At 58.6% G+C, this 17,839-nt stretch carries 15 protein-coding genes and 1 riboswitch; of the genes, 7 read left to right on the top strand and 8 right to left on the bottom strand.

Going from position 1 to position 17,839, the window contains the following annotated elements; all coding sequences use genetic code 11:
- Positions 1–146: 146 nt before the first annotated feature.
- Positions 147–683 carry an inorganic diphosphatase gene (gene ppa / locus B4U49_RS16785; RefSeq protein ID WP_078085749.1) on the bottom strand — a complete coding sequence of 179 codons (537 nt, stop codon included), beginning with the start codon at positions 681–683 and terminating at the stop codon, positions 147–149.
- 212 nt (positions 684–895) lie between these two features.
- Between ppa and B4U49_RS16780 the strand changes: the two genes are divergently transcribed.
- From B4U49_RS16780 to B4U49_RS16770, 3 genes are read left to right on the top strand one after another with little or no spacing between them, the layout of a single operon-like run.
- Complete coding sequence (locus B4U49_RS16780) at positions 896–2,350, top strand: glutamine synthetase family protein (protein ID WP_078085748.1); 1,455 nt, start codon at positions 896–898, stop codon at positions 2,348–2,350.
- A 53-nt stretch (positions 2,351–2,403) separates the two neighbouring features.
- A complete protein-coding gene (locus tag B4U49_RS16775) occupies positions 2,404–3,792 on the top strand; it encodes an aldehyde dehydrogenase family protein (protein ID WP_078085747.1) in 1,389 nt (462 codons plus the stop codon).
- 29 nt (positions 3,793–3,821) lie between these two features.
- A complete protein-coding gene (locus B4U49_RS16770; protein ID WP_078085764.1) occupies positions 3,822–5,006 on the top strand; it encodes an iron-containing alcohol dehydrogenase in 1,185 nt (394 codons plus the stop codon).
- Here B4U49_RS16770 and B4U49_RS16765 read toward each other — a convergent pair.
- From B4U49_RS16765 to B4U49_RS16735, 7 genes are all read right to left on the bottom strand, one after another.
- Positions 4,975–5,859, bottom strand: coding sequence for a choline/ethanolamine kinase family protein (locus B4U49_RS16765; protein WP_158078647.1), 885 nt, complete (start codon positions 5,857–5,859; stop codon positions 4,975–4,977). The genes B4U49_RS16770 and B4U49_RS16765 overlap by 32 nt on opposite strands.
- Entirely contained in the window at positions 5,840–6,526 is a 687-nt protein-coding gene (gene pnuC / locus B4U49_RS16760) for a nicotinamide riboside transporter PnuC (RefSeq protein WP_078085745.1), read from the bottom strand. The genes B4U49_RS16765 and pnuC overlap by 20 nt, the downstream gene beginning before the upstream one ends.
- 15 nt (positions 6,527–6,541) lie before the next feature.
- On the bottom strand, positions 6,542–6,826 hold the full coding sequence (locus B4U49_RS16755) for a hypothetical protein (RefSeq protein WP_239692683.1): 285 nt from the start codon (positions 6,824–6,826) through the stop codon (positions 6,542–6,544).
- Between the two features lie 29 nt (positions 6,827–6,855).
- Positions 6,856–8,997 (bottom strand): TonB-dependent receptor, encoded by a 2,142-nt coding sequence (locus B4U49_RS16750; RefSeq protein WP_078085744.1) that lies wholly within the window; start codon positions 8,995–8,997, stop codon positions 6,856–6,858.
- A 63-nt stretch (positions 8,998–9,060) separates the two neighbouring features.
- Positions 9,061–9,176: riboswitch (TPP riboswitch) on the bottom strand.
- 131 nt (positions 9,177–9,307) lie between these two features.
- Positions 9,308–10,807, bottom strand: coding sequence for a M20 family peptidase (locus B4U49_RS16745; RefSeq protein ID WP_078085743.1), 1,500 nt, complete (start codon positions 10,805–10,807; stop codon positions 9,308–9,310).
- Positions 10,808–10,894: 87 nt separating this feature from the next.
- Positions 10,895–13,087 carry a TonB-dependent receptor gene (locus tag B4U49_RS16740; RefSeq protein ID WP_078085742.1) on the bottom strand — a complete coding sequence of 731 codons (2,193 nt, stop codon included), beginning with the start codon at positions 13,085–13,087 and terminating at the stop codon, positions 10,895–10,897.
- Positions 13,088–13,280: 193 nt separating this feature from the next.
- Positions 13,281–14,516 carry a helix-turn-helix transcriptional regulator gene (locus tag B4U49_RS16735; protein ID WP_078085741.1) on the bottom strand — a complete coding sequence of 412 codons (1,236 nt, stop codon included), beginning with the start codon at positions 14,514–14,516 and terminating at the stop codon, positions 13,281–13,283.
- Between the two features lie 212 nt (positions 14,517–14,728).
- Between B4U49_RS16735 and B4U49_RS16730 the strand changes: the two genes are divergently transcribed.
- The 4 genes from B4U49_RS16730 to B4U49_RS16715 all read left to right on the top strand — a co-directional run bounded on the left by B4U49_RS16730 (position 14,729) and on the right by B4U49_RS16715 (position 17,834).
- Positions 14,729–15,727, top strand: coding sequence for an LLM class flavin-dependent oxidoreductase (locus B4U49_RS16730; RefSeq protein ID WP_078085740.1), 999 nt, complete (start codon positions 14,729–14,731; stop codon positions 15,725–15,727).
- Positions 15,728–15,887: 160 nt separating this feature from the next.
- On the top strand, positions 15,888–16,133 hold the full coding sequence (locus B4U49_RS19300) for a hypothetical protein (protein WP_204903070.1): 246 nt from the start codon (positions 15,888–15,890) through the stop codon (positions 16,131–16,133).
- Positions 16,134–16,167: 34 nt separating this feature from the next.
- Positions 16,168–17,112 carry an aldo/keto reductase gene (locus B4U49_RS16720; RefSeq protein ID WP_078085739.1) on the top strand — a complete coding sequence of 315 codons (945 nt, stop codon included), beginning with the start codon at positions 16,168–16,170 and terminating at the stop codon, positions 17,110–17,112.
- Between the two features lie 44 nt (positions 17,113–17,156).
- Positions 17,157–17,834: a DUF6064 family protein gene (locus B4U49_RS16715; RefSeq protein WP_078085738.1), complete on the top strand. Its 678-nt coding sequence runs from the start codon at positions 17,157–17,159 to the stop codon at positions 17,832–17,834.
- Positions 17,835–17,839 lie beyond the last annotated feature (5 nt).

Raw genomic sequence — 17,839 nt, 5'->3', positions numbered from 1 at the left:
TCCCTTTTTTCGAAGGTCTCACAAGGCTGTACCCGGTATCGGCACCTTCGCCGCGAGCGTTGAGGAAGTTGGGGAAATAGTTGGAGCGTTAATTTCAGGCACAAAAAAGCCGGCTTAAAGCCGGCTTTTTGAAAAGAGTCGGGCGATTAGCCTTCTTCTTTCAGGTAGCGCTCGCGGGAAGCCATAACTTCTTTGCGTGCAGCGTCAGCGTCGGCCCAGCCGTCTACTTTCACCCACTTGCCCGCTTCCAGCGCTTTGTAGTTTTCGAAGTAGTGCTCGATCTGCTTGATCAGCAGCTCCGGCAGGTCGCCGATTTCGTTGACGTGATCGTACAGCTTGGTCAGCTTGGTGTGCGGTACCGCCAGCAGCTTGGCGTCTACACCGGATTCGTCGGTCATGTTCAGTACGCCGATCACACGGGAGCGGATTACGGAGCCAACCATTACCGGGTACGGGGCAACAACCAGCACGTCCAGGGGGTCGCCGTCTTCAGACAGGGTCTGGGGTACGTAACCGTAGTTGGCCGGGTAGAACATCGGGGTAGCTACGAAACGGTCTACGAATACCGCGTCTGCGTCCTTGTCGACTTCGTATTTGATCGGATCGTGGTTGGCCGGGATCTCGATGATTACGTTGATATCGTTGGGCAGTTCTTTGCCAGGGGAAACCTTGTCGAAGCTCATTGCTGGTCCTGAATGAAGTTGTGTGGGTCAAAAATTTGGAGGCCGGATTATATACCCTGAGCGTCCGCTAACATAGCCGTCAGCGTGACTGCTCAAATTTTGTTCGGATTTGGTGATCTGTACCGGCAGAGCCCGCGCCCGTGAACTATGCTGAGTGCAGGAATCCGTCCGTCGCCGGAGGCGACGGCTCGGTCACAATAACGGAGCCCAGCATGGACGAATCCACCGAGCTGCCATCATCCCCGGCGGCAACGAACTCCCTGTCTTCCTCGAGCGCTGTCAGTGATGACCCTGTACCCAGTCCGCGCCAGGTTCGCAGCATCGCGGATGCCAAGCGCATTGTGGAGGCCCGCGGCCTCACCCACGTAAAGGTGGGCTTGTTTGATAACGACGGTGTGATGCGCGGCAAGTACATGAGCCGCGAGAAATTCTTCTCCGCGCTGGACCATGGGTTTGCCTTCTGTGACGTGGTGCTGGGGTGGGATGTGCAGGACCAGCTTTACGATAACACCCGCTACACCGGCTGGCATACCGGCTATCCGGATGCGCCGGTCAGGATTCTGCCCTACACCTGTCGTGAGGTCCCATTCGAGGACGGGATGCTGCTGTTTCTGGCGGAGTTCTCCGATTCCGCCGAGGTGGTATGCCCGCGGGCCCTATTGCGGCGGGTGATCCAGCGCTGCGAGAAGGCCGGGTTTGCGCCCTATGGCGCGCTCGAGTACGAGTTTTTTGTGTTCGACGAAACGCCGGACTCCGCCCGCGCCAAGGGGTATCGCGACCTCAAGCCTTTCACTCCGGGCTGGTTCGGCTACTCGATGATCCGCAACTCGGTGCACGCGGATCTCTACCACGAGATCCTCGAGTTGGCACAGCAGATGGATTTCCCCATAGAAGGGCTACATACCGAGACCGGTCCGGGAGTGCTCGAGGCGGCGATCACTGTAGACAGTGTGGAGGCGGCGGGTGACAAGGCGGCGCTGTTCAAGACCTTTATCAAGGTGCTGGCGGAGCGACGTGGGTTAATGGCGACCTTTATGGCCAAATGGTCCAATGACTATCCCGGCCAGAGTGGGCATATCCATCTTTCGCTGCGCAACAAGAGCGACAACAAGTCGGCCTTTTTCGCTAAGGACGCCCCCCATTCGATGAGCGATGTTCAGCGACAGTTTCTTGCCGGCCAGCAGCGTCTGATGCCGGAATTACTGTGTATGGTGGCGCCCACGATCAACAGTTACCGCCGGCTGATTCCTGGCTTCTGGGCACCGACCGACGCTACCTGGGGGGTAGAAAACCGGACCGCCGCGCTGAGGGTGATTCCCGGAAGTGACAAGTCGCAGCGTCAGGAATACCGCCTCGGCGCTGCCGATGCCAATCCCTATCTGGCGCTGGCGGTTGCATTGGGCTCCGGTATTTACGGTATTGAACAGGGCTGGCAACCGGGAGATGCGGTGGACGGCAATGCCTATGCCGCGGATCATCCCGCAGAGTTGGCGCTGCCGCGCACCCTGTGGGACGCGGCGCAAAGGCTCAAAGAATCTGCGGCTGCCCGGGATCTGTTTGGCGATGCCTTCGTCGATCACTTTGCTGCAAGCCGCGAGTGGGAAGAGCGCGAGTACCGCCGTCATATTGGCGAATGGGAACTGCAGCGCTATTTTGAAATCATCTAGCAATTCATCTGGCCGGCACAGTGTCCGGTATCGGCAGGAAGCCCTCGAGCCCTATGGAAAAACTTCGCTGTATTTCCCCGATAGATAACAGTCTGTACATCGAGCGCCCTCTCGCCACGGACTATGAAATCCAGAACGCGCTCAATCTCGCCCAGCGCGCGCAGCCTGGCTGGGCCGAAGTGCCACTGCAGCAGAAAGTGGCGCTGGTGCGCGGGGCAGTGTCGATGCTGCAACAGAAAAAGGCCACCCTGGCCGAGGAGATCTGCTGGCAGATGGGGCGCCCCATCGCGTATGCGGGCGGCGAGATAGATGGCTTTGCCGAGCGCGCCCTGACCATGGCCGCGCTGGCCGAGCCCGCCCTGGCGGATATCCGATTGCCGGAGAAATCTGGATTTCAGCGTTTTATCCGGCGGGTGCCCCTCGGAGTATCTTTCGTCATAGCACCGTGGAATTATCCTTACCTGACTGCGGTCAATGCGGTGGTGCCTGCATTGCTCGCTGGTAACAGCGTGCTGCTAAAGCACTCGGCGCAAACTCCGTTGTGTGCCGAACGGATGGTGGAGGCATTTGCCAAAGCCGGGTTGCCGGAAGGGGTGTTCCAGTATCTGCATCTCGGGCATCGCGATGCCGAGCAGATCATTATCGGCAGCGATGTACAGCATGTCGCGTTTACCGGTTCCGTGGCCGGGGGCGCGGCGGTAGAGGCCGCAGCGGCAGGGCGGTTTATTTCTCTGGGATTGGAGCTCGGTGGAAAAGACCCGGCCTATATACGTTCCGATGCCGACATCGATTACGCAGTATCGTCGGTGGTGGACGGTGCATTTTTCAATTCCGGGCAATCCTGTTGCGGTATCGAGCGCGCTTACGTTCATCACTCGCTATTCGATGCATTTATCGAGCGCGCGATACCCTTGATTCAACAGTTTCGTCTCGGTCGATCAGACCAACCGGATACCACCCTCGGCCCCCTGGTGCGGGCAGAAGCCGCAGATTTTGTGCGGGACCAGATTGATGAAGCGGTGCAGCAGGGTGCCACGGCTCACATCGATGGCGGGGATTTTGCATTGGATCGACGGGGCAGTGCCTATATGGCACCGCAGTTACTCACCGGTGTGAATCACGAGATGCGCGTGATGAGTGAAGAGTCTTTCGGGCCGGTGCTGGGCGTGATGTCGGTCGCCGATGATAACGAGGCCCTGGCGTTAATGAACGACAGTGAATACGGCCTCACCGCTGCGATTTATTCCGCGGATACGGAAGCGGCCATTGCCCTTGGGGATCGTTTGCATACCGGTACGGTATTTCTCAACCGGTGCGATTACCTGGATCCGGAGCTGGCCTGGACCGGGGTCAGAAAATCCGGTCGCGGCTGCACCCTGTCGAGTGTTGGCTTCGAGCATGTGACGCGCCCGAAATCTTTTCACCTGAAAACAACCCTGTAAGCCGGGTTTTCCCGACCGTGGATTTTGCAATGACTGAAGTTCGTGCCCCACATCTCTCTGCCAACTGGAATTACCCCACGGCCATCCGCGCCGGTGCGGGACGTGTGCGGGAGCTGCCATCCCTGTGCTTCGAATTCGGCATGCGCGCCCCCCTGCTGGTAACGGACCCGGGGCTGGCTTCACTACCGTTTATCAACAATATCCTCAACCACTGTGAGGAAAATGGGTTGCGCGTCGACATGTTCGCCAACATTAAGGGCAACCCTACCGGCCAGAACGTGATTGAAGGGCTGACGGTATTCCGCACTGGTGAGCACGATGGGGTGCTTGCGGTGGGCGGAGGTTCCGCACTGGATGCGGCTAAGGCGATTGCGTTGATGGCGGGGCAGAGTCGTCCGCTGTGGGATTTTGAGGATGTGGAGGATAACTATCTGCGTGTGAATGAAGACGCCATGGCGCCAGTGATCGCGGTGCCTACCACTGCGGGCACCGGTTCTGAAGTGGGGCGCTCCTCGGTCATTACCGACGAGGAAGCCGAGATTAAACGCATTATTTTCCACCCCAGGATGTTACCCGCACAGGTGATTCTCGATCCGGAGCTCACCTGCGGCCTGCCGGCCAATATCACCGCGGCCACCGGAATGGACGCCCTGTCCCACAATCTGGAAGCTTTTTGTGCGCCGAGTTTTCATCCCATGGCGGAGGGCATCGCACTGGAGGCGATGCGCCTGATCAGTGTGTATTTACCCCGAGCAGTGGCCGATGGCAACGACCTGGATGCACGTATGCAAATGCTGGTGGCTTCCAGCATGGGGGCCACTGCCTTCCAGCGCGGGCTGGGCGCAATGCACGCACTGGCGCATCCGCTGGGGGCGCTGTTTGACGCACATCACGGCCTGCTCAATGCGATCTTGATGCCCTATGTACTGCGCGCCAATGAACGTGCGATCGGCGAGCCCATGGAGCGGCTGGCGCGCCACCTGGATCTGCCCAATCCTGGATTTGGCGGTGTGCTGGAGTGGGTCTATCAGTTGCGCTTGGACCTGGGAATTCCAAACACATTGCAGGAGATTGGTATCGATGGGGAGCAGGCGGAGCGGATCGGACGCATGGCGGTTGCGGATGCGGCGGCTGCCAGTAACCCGCTAGCATTCGATGCTGAAGATTACCGGGACATTTTTCTCAGTGCCCTGACCGGGACAACGCCTTCCTGATCGCGTCGATTTCACTGCGCAGCACGGCGGTAAAATTCCGCTTCTCCACGCCGGCGTCGGTATTGGAAAGCTGTACCGCGTACCAGAGTATCGACAGGTAGCGGTAAATCACTCGCCACTGGTCCAGTCGGGCCATCTCCTCGTGATCGACCGGTTGTGCCAGATACTGCTGCAACAGGTGCGATTGCTGTGCGGCATCCATGCCGTAGCCCTCGGCAATGACCGCGAGATCGTAAAAAGGATCACCGCTTGCTGCATATTCCCAGTCGATCGCATATAGCTGCCCGCTCGCGCTTACCAGCAGGTTGTCCGCCAGCAGGTCGTTATGGCACAGGGCAGGTGAGGAGTGCGCGGTTTGGGTGGCGGCAATACTGGGCTGTACCCTGCGCTGTAGGCTGTGCAACGACTCGAAAAAAACGTCGCCGGGGTCGATCGACGCCCAGTAGTTGGCGATCTTCTGCTCAATATCCAGATGTGCGGCTATAGGCGGTAGCTGGTGAATCTTTTGCAGCAGCTGCGCCAACTGCGGAATACCGCGATTCCCCTCTAGCGTCAGAGGAGTGCCGGAAACATAGCGGGTAACCAGATAGCGGTATTCCGGATCACAGTACACCAGCGGCGCGCAGAGCCCTGCCGAGTCCGCCAGATGTAGTGCTTCCGCTTCCGCGGGGCGGTTCAGGTCCAAAGCATTACTGATCGGGGAATTGAGCCGCAGTACCAACCTGTCCTCGCCCGCTGCCAGTAGGAAGCTGCGATTGGTTAGCCCCTGGGTGAGGGGCTTGAGCAGCGTCGGTTGGCTAGTGCTCCACAGAGGCCAGTCCGCCGGCAGGAGATCAGCCGGTGGGAGCGTCACGGTGGGACTCGGCGGCAGATGTCACGCTGTTGGTAGGAGAACCCTCGTGCAGCATGCCCTGCTGTTTGCGGTAGAGAGAAAGCCACTGGAAGAACCCGATAATCACCAGAATTACATAAAGCGCAAACAACACCGCGGTAAGGTACAGCTCGCGGTCGATGTACAGGTAAATGGCAGCACCGTCGATCACAATCCAGTAGAGCCAGTTCTCGATGACCTTGCGCGTGACCATGTAGGTAGTCACTACTGCGCCCCAGGTGGTGAAGGAATCCAGATAGGGCAGGGCGGCGCTGGTGTAGTTGTCCAGCACATAGCCGAACAACAGGGTCAGTAATCCGATAAAACAGAACGCGAGCAGGTGGGTGCGGGCCCGCCAGCGGTGAATATGGCGTTCCTTGCTGGCATCGTTGCGGTGGCGCCACTGCCACCAGCCGTATACCGCGATCAACAGATAAAAGACCTGCAGTGCCGATTCCATCAGCAGGCTGACGTCCCAGAACAGGAACAGGTAGATCGTTGTGCTGGCGAAAGCTGCGTACCAGCACAGGATATTTTCCCGCATTGCCAGTAGCAGATAGGCGAGCGCGAGTATCACCGCTGCGACTTCCCACAGGGACATGGCGGCAAGGGAGCTGGTGATGGCTTCGCGCACTTCCGGACTGAACATGATCGCGGTTTCCGTTTACACGCCGAGATTGGGATTCAGGTCGCCGTCGATAAATTTGCACACGAAAATCGCACGGCCAAACTGTTCATAAGAGGTGCGGATTTCCGTTTTCAGCATATCCATCAGCGGATCGTAGTCACCGAACACCTGGGTGCTCATGGTGTTGCTGATCACCTGCAGTTCCGGGTGGTTGTGCAGGCGTTCGATAAAGTCCCTGATCGCGGGCAGGTACTCGTTTTGCAGCGGGTACATGCTGATTTCCACAGACAGTTTCAAGGACGGTTCAGCAGAGGATTCCATGGTGTTCGGCTCCGGTTCTTTTCGGCAAATCAGAAAGTATAGCTCGCGGATACACCGGCTACACGCGGCTCTCCCAGCTGGTAGTAGGCCTCCGGCGCGTAGCCGTTGGCCGGGTTGTTACCGAACTGGTTACTGAAATAAAAGCCGCGGGTGTAGATTGTCTCATCGGTGAGATTGCGTCCCCACAGGGCAATATCCCAGTCATCGCCGCGGTAGGTAAGGCGCGCATTGACCAGCTCGTAGGCAGTGGATTTTTCGTTGTGGCTGTTGGAAAAATAAAAGTCGTCCTTGCCTTCCACTTCCACGCGGAACATCAGGTTCGCTGTCAGGGCGTATTCGGCACCGGTGAAGAACTGGTAGTTGGGTGCGTGGGCCAGATCGCGACCGTCGAGGGTGACCAGTGAGGTTTCACCAGTGTTGTCATCGCGGGCATCTACGTGGGTGCTACTGACGAAGTCCTCGAATTCCGCATTCAGCCAGCCGAAGGTGGCGAAGAGTTGTAACGCATCGCTTGCCTGAAAGGTGACTTCAGCCTCGATACCGGTGCTGTGGCCGCCGGCGGCGTTCGCCAGGTAATCGTCGAAGGAAAAATCCTCCGGATTGAAAATCGATTGTTTGGCCTGAACGTCGCTGCGGTCCTGATAGAACGCGGCGACCTGGGCTTGCAGACGGCTCTCCAGCCAGTCGCCTTTAACCCCCAGTTCGTAGTTCAGCATGCTTTCTGTGTCGAACAGGAAAGTATCGCTGCCAATATCCGGGTTGCTGGCGGAGGCGGAGATAATACGGCCGTTGACGCCGCCCGCTTTGTATCCGCGGGACATGGTAGCGTAAACCATGGTGGTGTCGCTGGCGCTGAACCTCAGTGTGATATTGCCACCCCACAGGTCTTCGCGGGTGTCACTGGTGACGGTGAGGGAGTCGGTGTAATCCGCACTGCGCTGTTCAAGTCGCAGGCCGGTAATCAGTTCAAAACGCGCGCCAATTGCACTATTCAGCTGTCCGTAAAGCGCCGCGTTGTCGGTGTCAAACTGGCTGGCGAAGCTGGCGTTGCGTTGCAGGGCTTCTTCCTCGGTACGCAGGTAAACCCCGGCCACCCAGCCGGTGCTGCCGCCAAACAGCAGGCTCTCATCGGTGGAAACCAGGCGCACATCCGCGCTCAGGTTGTCGCGATCGCGCAGGTAGTTGTCGGTAGAGCTGTATTCCCAGGGATGGAAACCCACGTGGGTCCAGTCTTCGTCGTAGCCGTATTCGGTGTCGGAGCTGGCGGCGCTGAGTACGGACTTGATGGTAAACAGGTCGCTGCCGCCCCACTGGGTGCTTAGCGCGCCCGCGAGGGTTTCCTGGCGGTCCCAGCCCGGCTGGTCTGACAGGGTGTTACGGGAGTTATCCAGGGTGAAGGCGTCGTAACCGTTGTCCGCATCCAGATAGAACACTGTGAAGTCCAGCTGCAGGTCATCGCTGGCCTGATAGCGCAGCTTGCCGCGGCCCAAGGTCTCATCGATGTTGTTGGTATCTTTGCGGTCCAGATAACGGTTGTGTACATAGCCGTCGGACTGCTGATTCTGCACGGCAAAGCGGTAGCTCAGCCGCTCGGACAGCGGGCCACTGGCTACCGCGGAAAGGGTGTGCGAGCCATATTCGGCCGCTTCAGCAGACACTCTGGCGAGCGGGTTTTCACTCGGTGCATTACTGGTCATGTTGACCAGGCCCGCGAGGGCGTTGGCGCCGTATACCGTACCCTGTGGACCGCGCAGGATCTCCACCTGTTGCATATCCAAAGTGCTGGCGGCGAGGCCCAGGCCGGTAAAGTCGATACCGTCGACGATCAGGCCTACGGAGGGATTTACCGGGTCGATAAACTGGCTGCGCTCGCCGATACCGCGAATCTGTACAAAGCGTCCGCGGGATGCACCGCTGGAGAAGTTGACGTTGGGCGCCAGGTTCAGTAACTGCTCGAGATTGGTGGCGCCGCGGGTTTTGATGGCGGCGGTATCCAGAACACTCACACTGGTGGGGGTGTCGAGCTGCGTGGCCTCGCGCAACTGGCTGGTGACAACCACCTCTTCGATAGCGTTTTCCGCCGATACGGCAACGCTGACAACTGCTGTGGCAAGGCCGACAGCCTGGGCCAGGGGCTTGATAAGCGGGGCAAAGTCGTTTTTGGAATTCATGGCTCTCTCGTTCGAATCGGTGAGAGACCCGGAGTTCGACGAGAAAAGAGGGGAGTGCGGGGCGCCGCACCGGGGACCTATTCCTACGCCGGTATTAGCCGGATCAGGTTCAAGGGTTTGCGGGCCGGATCGGTCTGATCCGGCGGCATCTCAGGCGTTCGCCACCCCTTAGGTTTTGCGGGCGCGATGTTAACAGAATGCGGCAGCGAGCGGGAAGGTTGATATTGGTGATAGGGATAGACAGGGATAGATACGGATAGCAGTTGGGAACCGTCAGCATTGCCACCGGCTCCCTGAGAAGGCGCAGCGGCTACTGACTGCCGGCAGTTTCCATCAGGTGACTGTAAAACTCCGCTGCCTTGAGCATATTGTCGATGGTGATGCGCTCGTTGGTGCCGTGGAAGCCCTTGATGTCATCGCGGGTCACGATCATGGGGTTGAAGCGGTAGTTGTCTTCCGCTACCACCTGGTAGCGACGACTATCGGTACCGCCCACGGTCAGTCCGGGTGCCGTAATGACGTGGTCATAGGTGCTATGGGTAGCATGCTCGACCCCGTGATACCCCGCGCGCTCGGTACTGGAGACTCGCGACGGGCTGCGGCTATCGTGGACCTCCACAGTGACCCGGGGATCATCGACGGTAGTGTTCAGGTAATCCACAACTGTCTGTTCGGTATCCCGGGGATGCAGGCGGAAGTTGATTGTCGCCACCGCCTCGATGGGGAGTACGTTGGCTTTCACGCTGGCGCGCAGCATGGTGGGGGCTGTGGTCGTGTGCAACATGGCGGCAGTGCCGGGGTTGGTGCTGAGTGCGCGGTCGATCAGGCCCCCGAAGAGCCAGCGATTGGCAAACAGCATGCGCTTTTCGAACGACATATGTGGGGCGATGGCATCGAACATCTCTGCACTCAGCCCCTCCAGCCCGCCGGAGATAGGCGAAGCTTGTAGCTTCATCAGTGCACTGGCCAGGGTATCTACGGCTGTTTCCTTTGGCGGCATGGAAGAGTGGCCGCCCTCGCCCCTGGCGATCAGGTCCAGGGTGAGGAAACCCTTTTCTGCCACATTGATACTGGCCACGTCCTGGTCGATTCCGGGGACGAATCCGCGCAGCACGAAGGAGCCTTCGTCCAGGGTCCAGGCCAGTTGCACACCGTCATTCTTCAGTTTTTCCACCACCGCGGCGGTGCCACTGGGTCCGCCAATTTCTTCATCATTGGTGAGGGCGATATAGAGCGTGCGGCGGGGCTGGAAGCCTTCCGCGAGCATTTGCGTGGCGGCCTCCATCAGGGCGATGGCGGCGCCCTTGTCGTCCAATGCCCCGCGGCCCCAGATATGGGTGTTGTCCACAGCGCCGCTGTAGGGCGGGTGTTGCCATTCGTCTTCGGTACCCGGGATCACCGGGACCACATCGTAATGGGCGGAAAACATGACCGGCTGCAGGGCGGGGTCGCTGCCGCGCCAGGTAAACAGCCGGGTATAGGGTTGTTCCGGATTTATCCCCAGTGGCTGTACGTCGAGTTGCGTGTGTACCTGTGGATAGGTTTGCGCAAGCCAGTCGAGAAATTGCTCGAACTGCGCCTTGGTGGGAGGGTTTTGCAGCTCTGAGGAAACGGTTTGAAACTGAATCGCCCGCGACAGGTTACCGGCGATCTGCCTGCTATCAAACTGTGGGTTGAATGTGCGGGCTGTCTGCGCCTGGGTAGCGGGAGATTGGGAAAGTGGTGGCGGGCTGTAATGTGCGGTGCGCACCAGCACAATGACCACGAGTGCGAGCAATATGGCGCCGAGGCCCATCAACAGTCTCTTCATGGGGACATCTCAGGTTGGTTTTTAATGTTGTTATCGGAGTCGTTAAAAGCCCGCCGCAGGCGCTGCCTGCGGCGGGCAGGTTTGGGATCAGAAGCGGTAGCCGACTTCCAATCCGTATGTGCGGGGCATGCCCTTGAACTGGGTCAGGGTACCGAAGAAATCGCGGGAGGTGTCTGTCAGATATTCTTCATCCAGCAGGTTACGCGCCCAAAGGGAGGCACTCCAGCTTTCAGAGTCGCTGATCACACCAATACGCGCATTAACCAGCTCAATATCTTCTACCCAGCCATACTGGACCACGTCACCGGTCATCAGGGTTCGGTACTGCTCGTTGTCCGCGGTGTTGTAGTAGTCGTCGCGGAAGGAGTAGTCGATCCGCGCCATGACTTCTACGCCCATGGACATGATCGGGTAGCGGTACTGGGCCCCCAAGTTGATGGAGTAATCGGATGCTCCCGGCAGCTTGTTACCGGAGACATCGGCACCGCCGGCTCCGCCGCCAGGGTAATCTGAAAACTTCGCATCCAGCAGACCCAGGGCCGCGTTCAACTGCAGGTAATCGCTGGCTCTATAGGTGAATTCTGCTTCGAGGCCACGGGTCTCCACTTCCGCCGCATTGCGGATGGAAATGGAAGTGCGCCCTTCGCCGAGATCTATGAACTGGTTCACCTGGTAGTCGGTGAAATTGGACTGGAAGGCCGCCAGGTTGAAACTCAGGCTGCGATCCAGCGCGGTGCCCTTCAGGCCAATCTCATAGCTGTCGACGGTTTCCTTGTCGAAGTCGATACCCGCTTCCAGGTCGCTCTGGCCGATAAAGTCGAGGTTGAAACCACCACTTTTAAAACCACCGGCGTATTTGGCGTAGCCGTGAACATCGGGGGTGAATGCGTAGTTCAGCACCACATTGGGTGAAAAATGACTGTCTGTGCGACTGTCGTCGACACTGCCGGTGCCCATGGCGAAGGCGCCGGAGCCGGAACCGTCGATGCTCCAGTCCACCTCTTTTTCTTCTTCCGAGTAGCGGAAGCCGAAGCCCAGTTTCCACTGGCTGCTGAGCTGGTAGCTACCGTTCATAAATACAGCAAAGCTGTTGGTGTCGACGGTGCCATCGGTGGTAACCGGTACCTCCGGATTGGTGCCGAACAACATGGCGGCGGTTGGTGAGCTGACAATCTGGCGCAGGCTGTCGCCCTCCTGCTGGTACAGATACAGGCCTGCTACATATTGCAGGTCTTCGGTTTCCGGCGAGATCAGCTGGAATTCCTGGGTAACCTGCTTGTAGCTGTCTGCGTAGCGCAGCTCCGCGAGATCCAGCGGTGAGTAGTCCACATCGTTGCGGTAAAAAATTTCCGTATCCCGTGCGGCGGAGATGGACTTGATCGCAAACCCGGAGGAAAGGTCCCAGTTCATGGTCAGGGCGCTACCGCGGATTTTCCGGAACTCCATCGGGTCGTGGTTCATGGCTACGGTATCGTCTGCGGGCGCCGCGGTATCCGGGGTCATGCCGAAGGTGTCGGTCACCGGCTCGCCGACGTAAGTCAGGCGTTCGCCCTCGGTGCCATCGATGGCCAGGTTGGCGGTGAAACTGCCACCGGCATCGTAGACTAGCTGTGCACGATAGGCGTCACCATCCTGTTCATTGAGCATGTTGCCACTGAGGGTATTGGTCTGAGTCCCGCCGCGCTGTTGGCTGCTGAGGGCAATTTTGCCGAATAATACGTCGGACAACGGAGCACTTAGTGAAGCGGAGACCTGACGCGCGTTGAAGTTGCCGTACTCCACATTGAGGCTGCCGTCCAGAGTATCCCCGGGCTGGCGGGAAACCAGGTTGATGGCGCCAGCCACGGTATTTTTACCGAACAGCGTGCCCTGTGGACCGCGCAATACTTCGATACGCTGGAGATCCAGCAGTTCCTGATTCAGCGCGGGCGATTGCCCAAGGTAAACACCGTCGAGATAGACTCCGACACGGGTGTCAAAGCCGATGTTGCGGCTGCTGGCGCCGACACCGCGGATACTGACAGTGGAGTCGAAGTCTTTGCCAGAGCTGATGGACAGGTTTGGTACGAACTCGGCAACTTCCCGTAGCTGGCGAACACCGGTTTCCTCAATGCTCTCGGTACTGAAGCTGGTAATGGCGATCGGTACTTCTGCGAGGCGTTGAGTACGTTTCTGGGCGGTGACCGTGATCTCCTCCAGTTCTGAAGCAGTGACCCAGGGGGCAATCGGCGCAGCCACTGCCGTGGCCAATGCGTGGGGTAAAAATCGAAGGGCTTTCATAGTCTCTCCTGGCGTAAATTTTTATTGGTCTATAGCGGCTGCCGGCGCGATACGGTGGCGCCGAAATTTCAGCCATTGCGTTATAGCCGGGAGAGCACAGGATTACTTCCGGGTTTGGAAAACCGCACAAAAAAATCGGACCTGCAATGTTGATTTGCAAATCCGGATTTAAAAAATGTTTTAAATCAACGGGTTAGGAGGTTTTCTCGCCGGCGGTGCAGGTGCGTTCCTGTAGCTGGCGAAACTGCTTTGGCGTAGCCTGCAAGCGTTTTTTGAAGTGCGAGAAAAAGGTGGAATTAGAGTTGAATCCCGCCTGCAGGCCGATGTCCGTGACCGACAAATGGGCATACTGCGGATGGCTCAACAAGCGTGCCGCTTCCTCTACTCGACGCTGATTGATGAAGTCGTAGAACGACTGTTTGGCGAATCCATTGATACTTTCCGAGAGGTGGTGCACCGGTACATCCAGGTTCTGGGCCAGCTCAGCAATTTTCAGTCCCGGCTTCAGATAGGGCCTGTCCTCCTGCATCAGCTGTTGCAGCTGTTGCCAGATGGCTGCGGCGGCGGATTCCGTCAGGCTGCTGGTCTGATATTTTTCAGTGCTGTCAGATGGTGAATCCTGATCTTCACTCTGTGCTTTTGTTACCCCCATCGCGGGGGGCTCCGGATTGCGGTGCAACCGGGGCGTGTCCGCGTCCAGTTGGATTTGTCGCTGTTGCAGGCCGAAGTAGCCCAGCATCAGGCTCAGCACCAGCGGCGAGAGGCTCTGCAAAACTCCAGTAGTGAGATGGAGTCGCTCATGGGTAAAACTGTGGATTTCGATACCGACGGCCACTAGGGCTGCCGCGACGTAACAGCTCAGTAGCACCTTCAGCCAGCGCAGGTGCACGTGATCAATCTCCGAATACTGCGCTTTGATGCGCTTGAGGTGTGGGCGCAATGCCCACAATGCAGCACTGCCATAGCCAATCAGGGACAAGTAGGTGCTGGAGCGGTGGATAAAGCGCGCCTGAAACACTGCATCACACTCGGACGTGCGCAGGCAGGGAAAATTGAGTAACCCGCTATCTGACAAAGGTTGCTGTAACCACCAGATCAGCGCCATCAGGGGGGCCGGCAAAAGATGCAGAAGGTAGTGTCGTCGCCAACTGAAGTCGGGGTGTGTCAGCAGCCGGGTAAAAAAGTAGAGTAGTGGGCCAGGTAATAACTGCAGTGAAAATATGTAGTAGTAGGACGGGGGTTGGGAAGGCTGCGTAGTCATCGGCAGCTGCGCCGCGGCAATGGTACAGCTGATCACCAGCAACTGCGCCAGGCAGTAATTGGCTCGCCGGTTGCCCCACGGGACCATCCACAGCAGCAGTATCAGCGGTAAGCAGATACAGATGCTGGCAAAAATGAGCAGGCCGATAGGGTGAAGCGTAATGACCATTGAATGTGCCCGTTGTGACGGAACGATATTAATGCAAACGACGCCAGACCTGAATCGTATCGAAAGTTTTTGGCAAATGACGGATTGTGGTTAAAGATTGTTCACAATTCAGTTGCGCTTGTTAGATCGTTACTATTTGAATTACTGATTTGTTTTACTGACTAAAGCTGTGAACCGGTCGTCGTCCAAATTTTGTCCAAAAAGGAGCTGATGTGCGCGCTTACTCATTACTGGACCTTTCCCCAATCACCGATACCGGCAGTGCCCGCCAGGCGCTGCAGAACTCCCTCGACCTGGCACAGCATGCAGAGGTTCAGGGATTCCGGCGTTTCTGGATGGCGGAACACCACAATATGGCCGGGGTCGCCAGCGCTGCTACCGCGGTGGCGCTGGGATATATCGCCGCAGGAACGGAAAAAATCCGGGTGGCTGCCGGCGGGGTGATGTTGCCCAATCACGCGCCGCTGGTGATTGCCGAGCAGTTCGGCACCCTGGCGGCGCTCTATCCCGATCGCGTGGATCTGGGGCTGGGACGCGCCCCGGGCACCGACGGCGCCACCATGACGGCACTGCGCCGGGATCCCCTGCATGCTGCGGACCAGTTTCCCCAGGATGTGCGCGAGCTGCTGCACTATTTTGCCCCGGAAAAGCCTGGACAGCGCGTGCGCGCGGTGCCCGGTGTCGGACTGCAGGTACCGATCTGGTTACTTGGGTCGAGTCTCTACAGTGCCCAACTGGCGGCTGCCCTGGGACTGCCGTTTGCCTTCGCCTCGCATTTCGCCCCCGCCATGCTGGATCAGGCGCTGCATCTGTATCGCGAGCAGTTCCAGCCTTCCGAGCACCTGGATGCCCCCTATGTGGCCGCAGCAATCAATGTGTTTGCCGCGGACAGTGACGACGAAGCGCGTCAGCTGATGACCTCCATCGAGCAGCAGTTCGTCGCCCTGCGCCGGGGAATGCCGGGCCCCCTGAAGCCGCCGGTAGCGGACCCGGCCACCATCGCCGCGCCCAGTGAGCGCGCGCAGGTGGCGCAGGCACTGGCGGAAAGCGCCGTGGGTACGGTGGACACCATCGCGCCCTGGATCGATCGCTTTCTCGAGCGCACCCGGGTGGATGAGCTGATTGTTACCGGCGCCATCTACGATCATCGCGCGCGGCTGCGCTCGTTTGAGCTGGCGGCTGAAGTGTTGCGGGAACGTGTGAATGCCTGACGAGCGTATGGCGTCGCAGAGCCGCTGGCTCCTGTTCCTTGCGCATTTCCTGTTTGTGCTGGCGGCGTGGACGGTATTTATCAAATAACTGTTTCCCATTGCCTTTGCGCTTGGCAATGGTGAGCCGTGGAACAGCCACGTTTACTGGGATTTGTGGCCATTGGCTCACGTTTGGCTGGGGTGGGTCCTGGTAACAAGAGCGCCTTACGCGCGGCAGTTGGCCATCGCCATGGCGGTGATCGAGATTGTCATCATCGTCAGCAAATTCGCGCTGTTTCTGTCGGAACCCGAGTGGACCATCTGGCGCAGTAACTGGTTCGTCAACAAGGTGTTCGTACTGGGCTGCTTTATCCTGGTGTTCGCCACTGCGATCATGCGACCGGAAGCTTTTCGCTCACACCGATAACCTGTTTCTCGAAACCCAATGAGGGGAGAAAACCATGGAAGGTCAGTATCTGCGCAGACAATTTATCAAGATGCTCTCCGCGGGCCTCGTCGGTGTGTGGGGTCTGCCTGGCCGCGTTAATGCACGGGAGGCGGCGGTCACAAAGGTGATAGCCACAAAGGCAATCCCGAGCAGTGGAGAAGCGCTGCCGGTGATCGGGATGGGGACCTGGCGTACCTTTAATGTGGGCGACGACCCGCAGCTACTCGCTGCGCGCACGCAAGTACTCGAGGCGTTTTTTGCCAACGGCGGCGGCCTGGTTGATTCCTCCCCCATGTACGGTTCCGCCGCGGATACGATCGGCTATGCGCTGAAGCGTCTGGGTAAACCGGAATCCCTGTTTTCCGCGGAAAAAGTATGGAGCCCCGCCGGTGGCACCACCCGGGAACAGGTTGCGAGCCTCGCGCGCCGCTGGGGTGTGGATAAGTTCGATCTGGTGCAGGTACACAATATTGACGACTGGCGTGAACATCTTGCGGTGCTGCGGGAAATGAAAGCCGCTGGTGAACTCCGTTACGTGGGAATAACCACCTCTCACGGTCGGCGCCACCCAGAGTTCGAGCAGATACTGGCGAGTGAGGACATCGATTTCTGTCAGCTCACTTACAACATTACCCGCCGGGAAGCGGAGCGGCGATTATTGCCGTTAGCGCGGGAAAAAGGCATTGCGGTCATTGCGAATCGTCCCTTTGACGGAGGCAGCCTGATCAAGGGCCTGAAGCGCAGGGAAGCAGTACCCGAATGGGCGCAGCAGGAGTTCGCATGCCGCACCTGGGCGGAGTTTCTGCTGAAGTTTATTGTCAGTCACCCGGCGATCAATTGCGCCATTCCCGCCACGTCCCGGGTACCGCACATGAATGAAAACATGCAGGCGGGTAAAGGCCCCATGCCCGATGCTGCCGCCCGGCAGCGCATGGTCCGTTTTATTGAGTCCCTGTGAATAACGCGCAATGAAAACCAACAGCGAAAACCAACAGAAGAAAGATGAGTGACTGGGCCAGTTATCAGCTGCAGGACTTTATCCCTTTTAGTGGCGATGTGTATTTTCGCCTGCTGGCGAGAATGGGGGAGGACTTCTGGCCGTTGCAGTGGGCCTTCCTGGCACTGGGCATCATTGCGCTGGTTGTGGCGATCCGCGGGCGCGCCCGTCTGGCCCTGTTACTGCTCGCGCTTCCCTGGGGGTTTGTCGCTGTGGCATTTTTTGCCCAGCGCTATGTAACTCTCAACTGGGCGGGGGATTACCTCTGCTGGGCGTGGCTGTTGCAGGGGGCACTGCTGGCTGGTATCGCATGGAGTGGGTTCGGCTGCGCACGAGCGCGACCGCGTCCCTCGCTATCTTTGTTGATCGGTAGTTTCCTCGTACTGATTGCGTTCATCGGCCCGCCTCTCACAACGCTCGCTGCAGGTGGCGGTTGGCGGCAGGCCGAGTTCTTTGGGCTGCATCCGGATCCCACGGCCCTGTTTACCTTCGGGATTGCCCTGCTCGTATTGCGAGGCCCCGCACTCTGGGGGGTGGTATTGATTCCGATACTGTGGATTGTTGTTTCGGCGCTCACTTTGCTGGTACTGGAATCTCCCCGTGCCGTGGCCCTGTTTGCCGCCGTCGCTCTGGGGGGCGTCGGGCTTTTCTGCAGGAGCTTGCCCGGGAGAAGGGACCAGTGACTGTG

This window comes from Microbulbifer mangrovi, assembly GCF_002009015.1.
GTDB classification, from domain to species: domain Bacteria; phylum Pseudomonadota; class Gammaproteobacteria; order Pseudomonadales; family Cellvibrionaceae; genus Microbulbifer; species Microbulbifer mangrovi.
The sequence above is the reverse complement of the archived record's forward strand: the minus strand, read 5'-3'. Positions and strand labels throughout refer to the sequence as shown.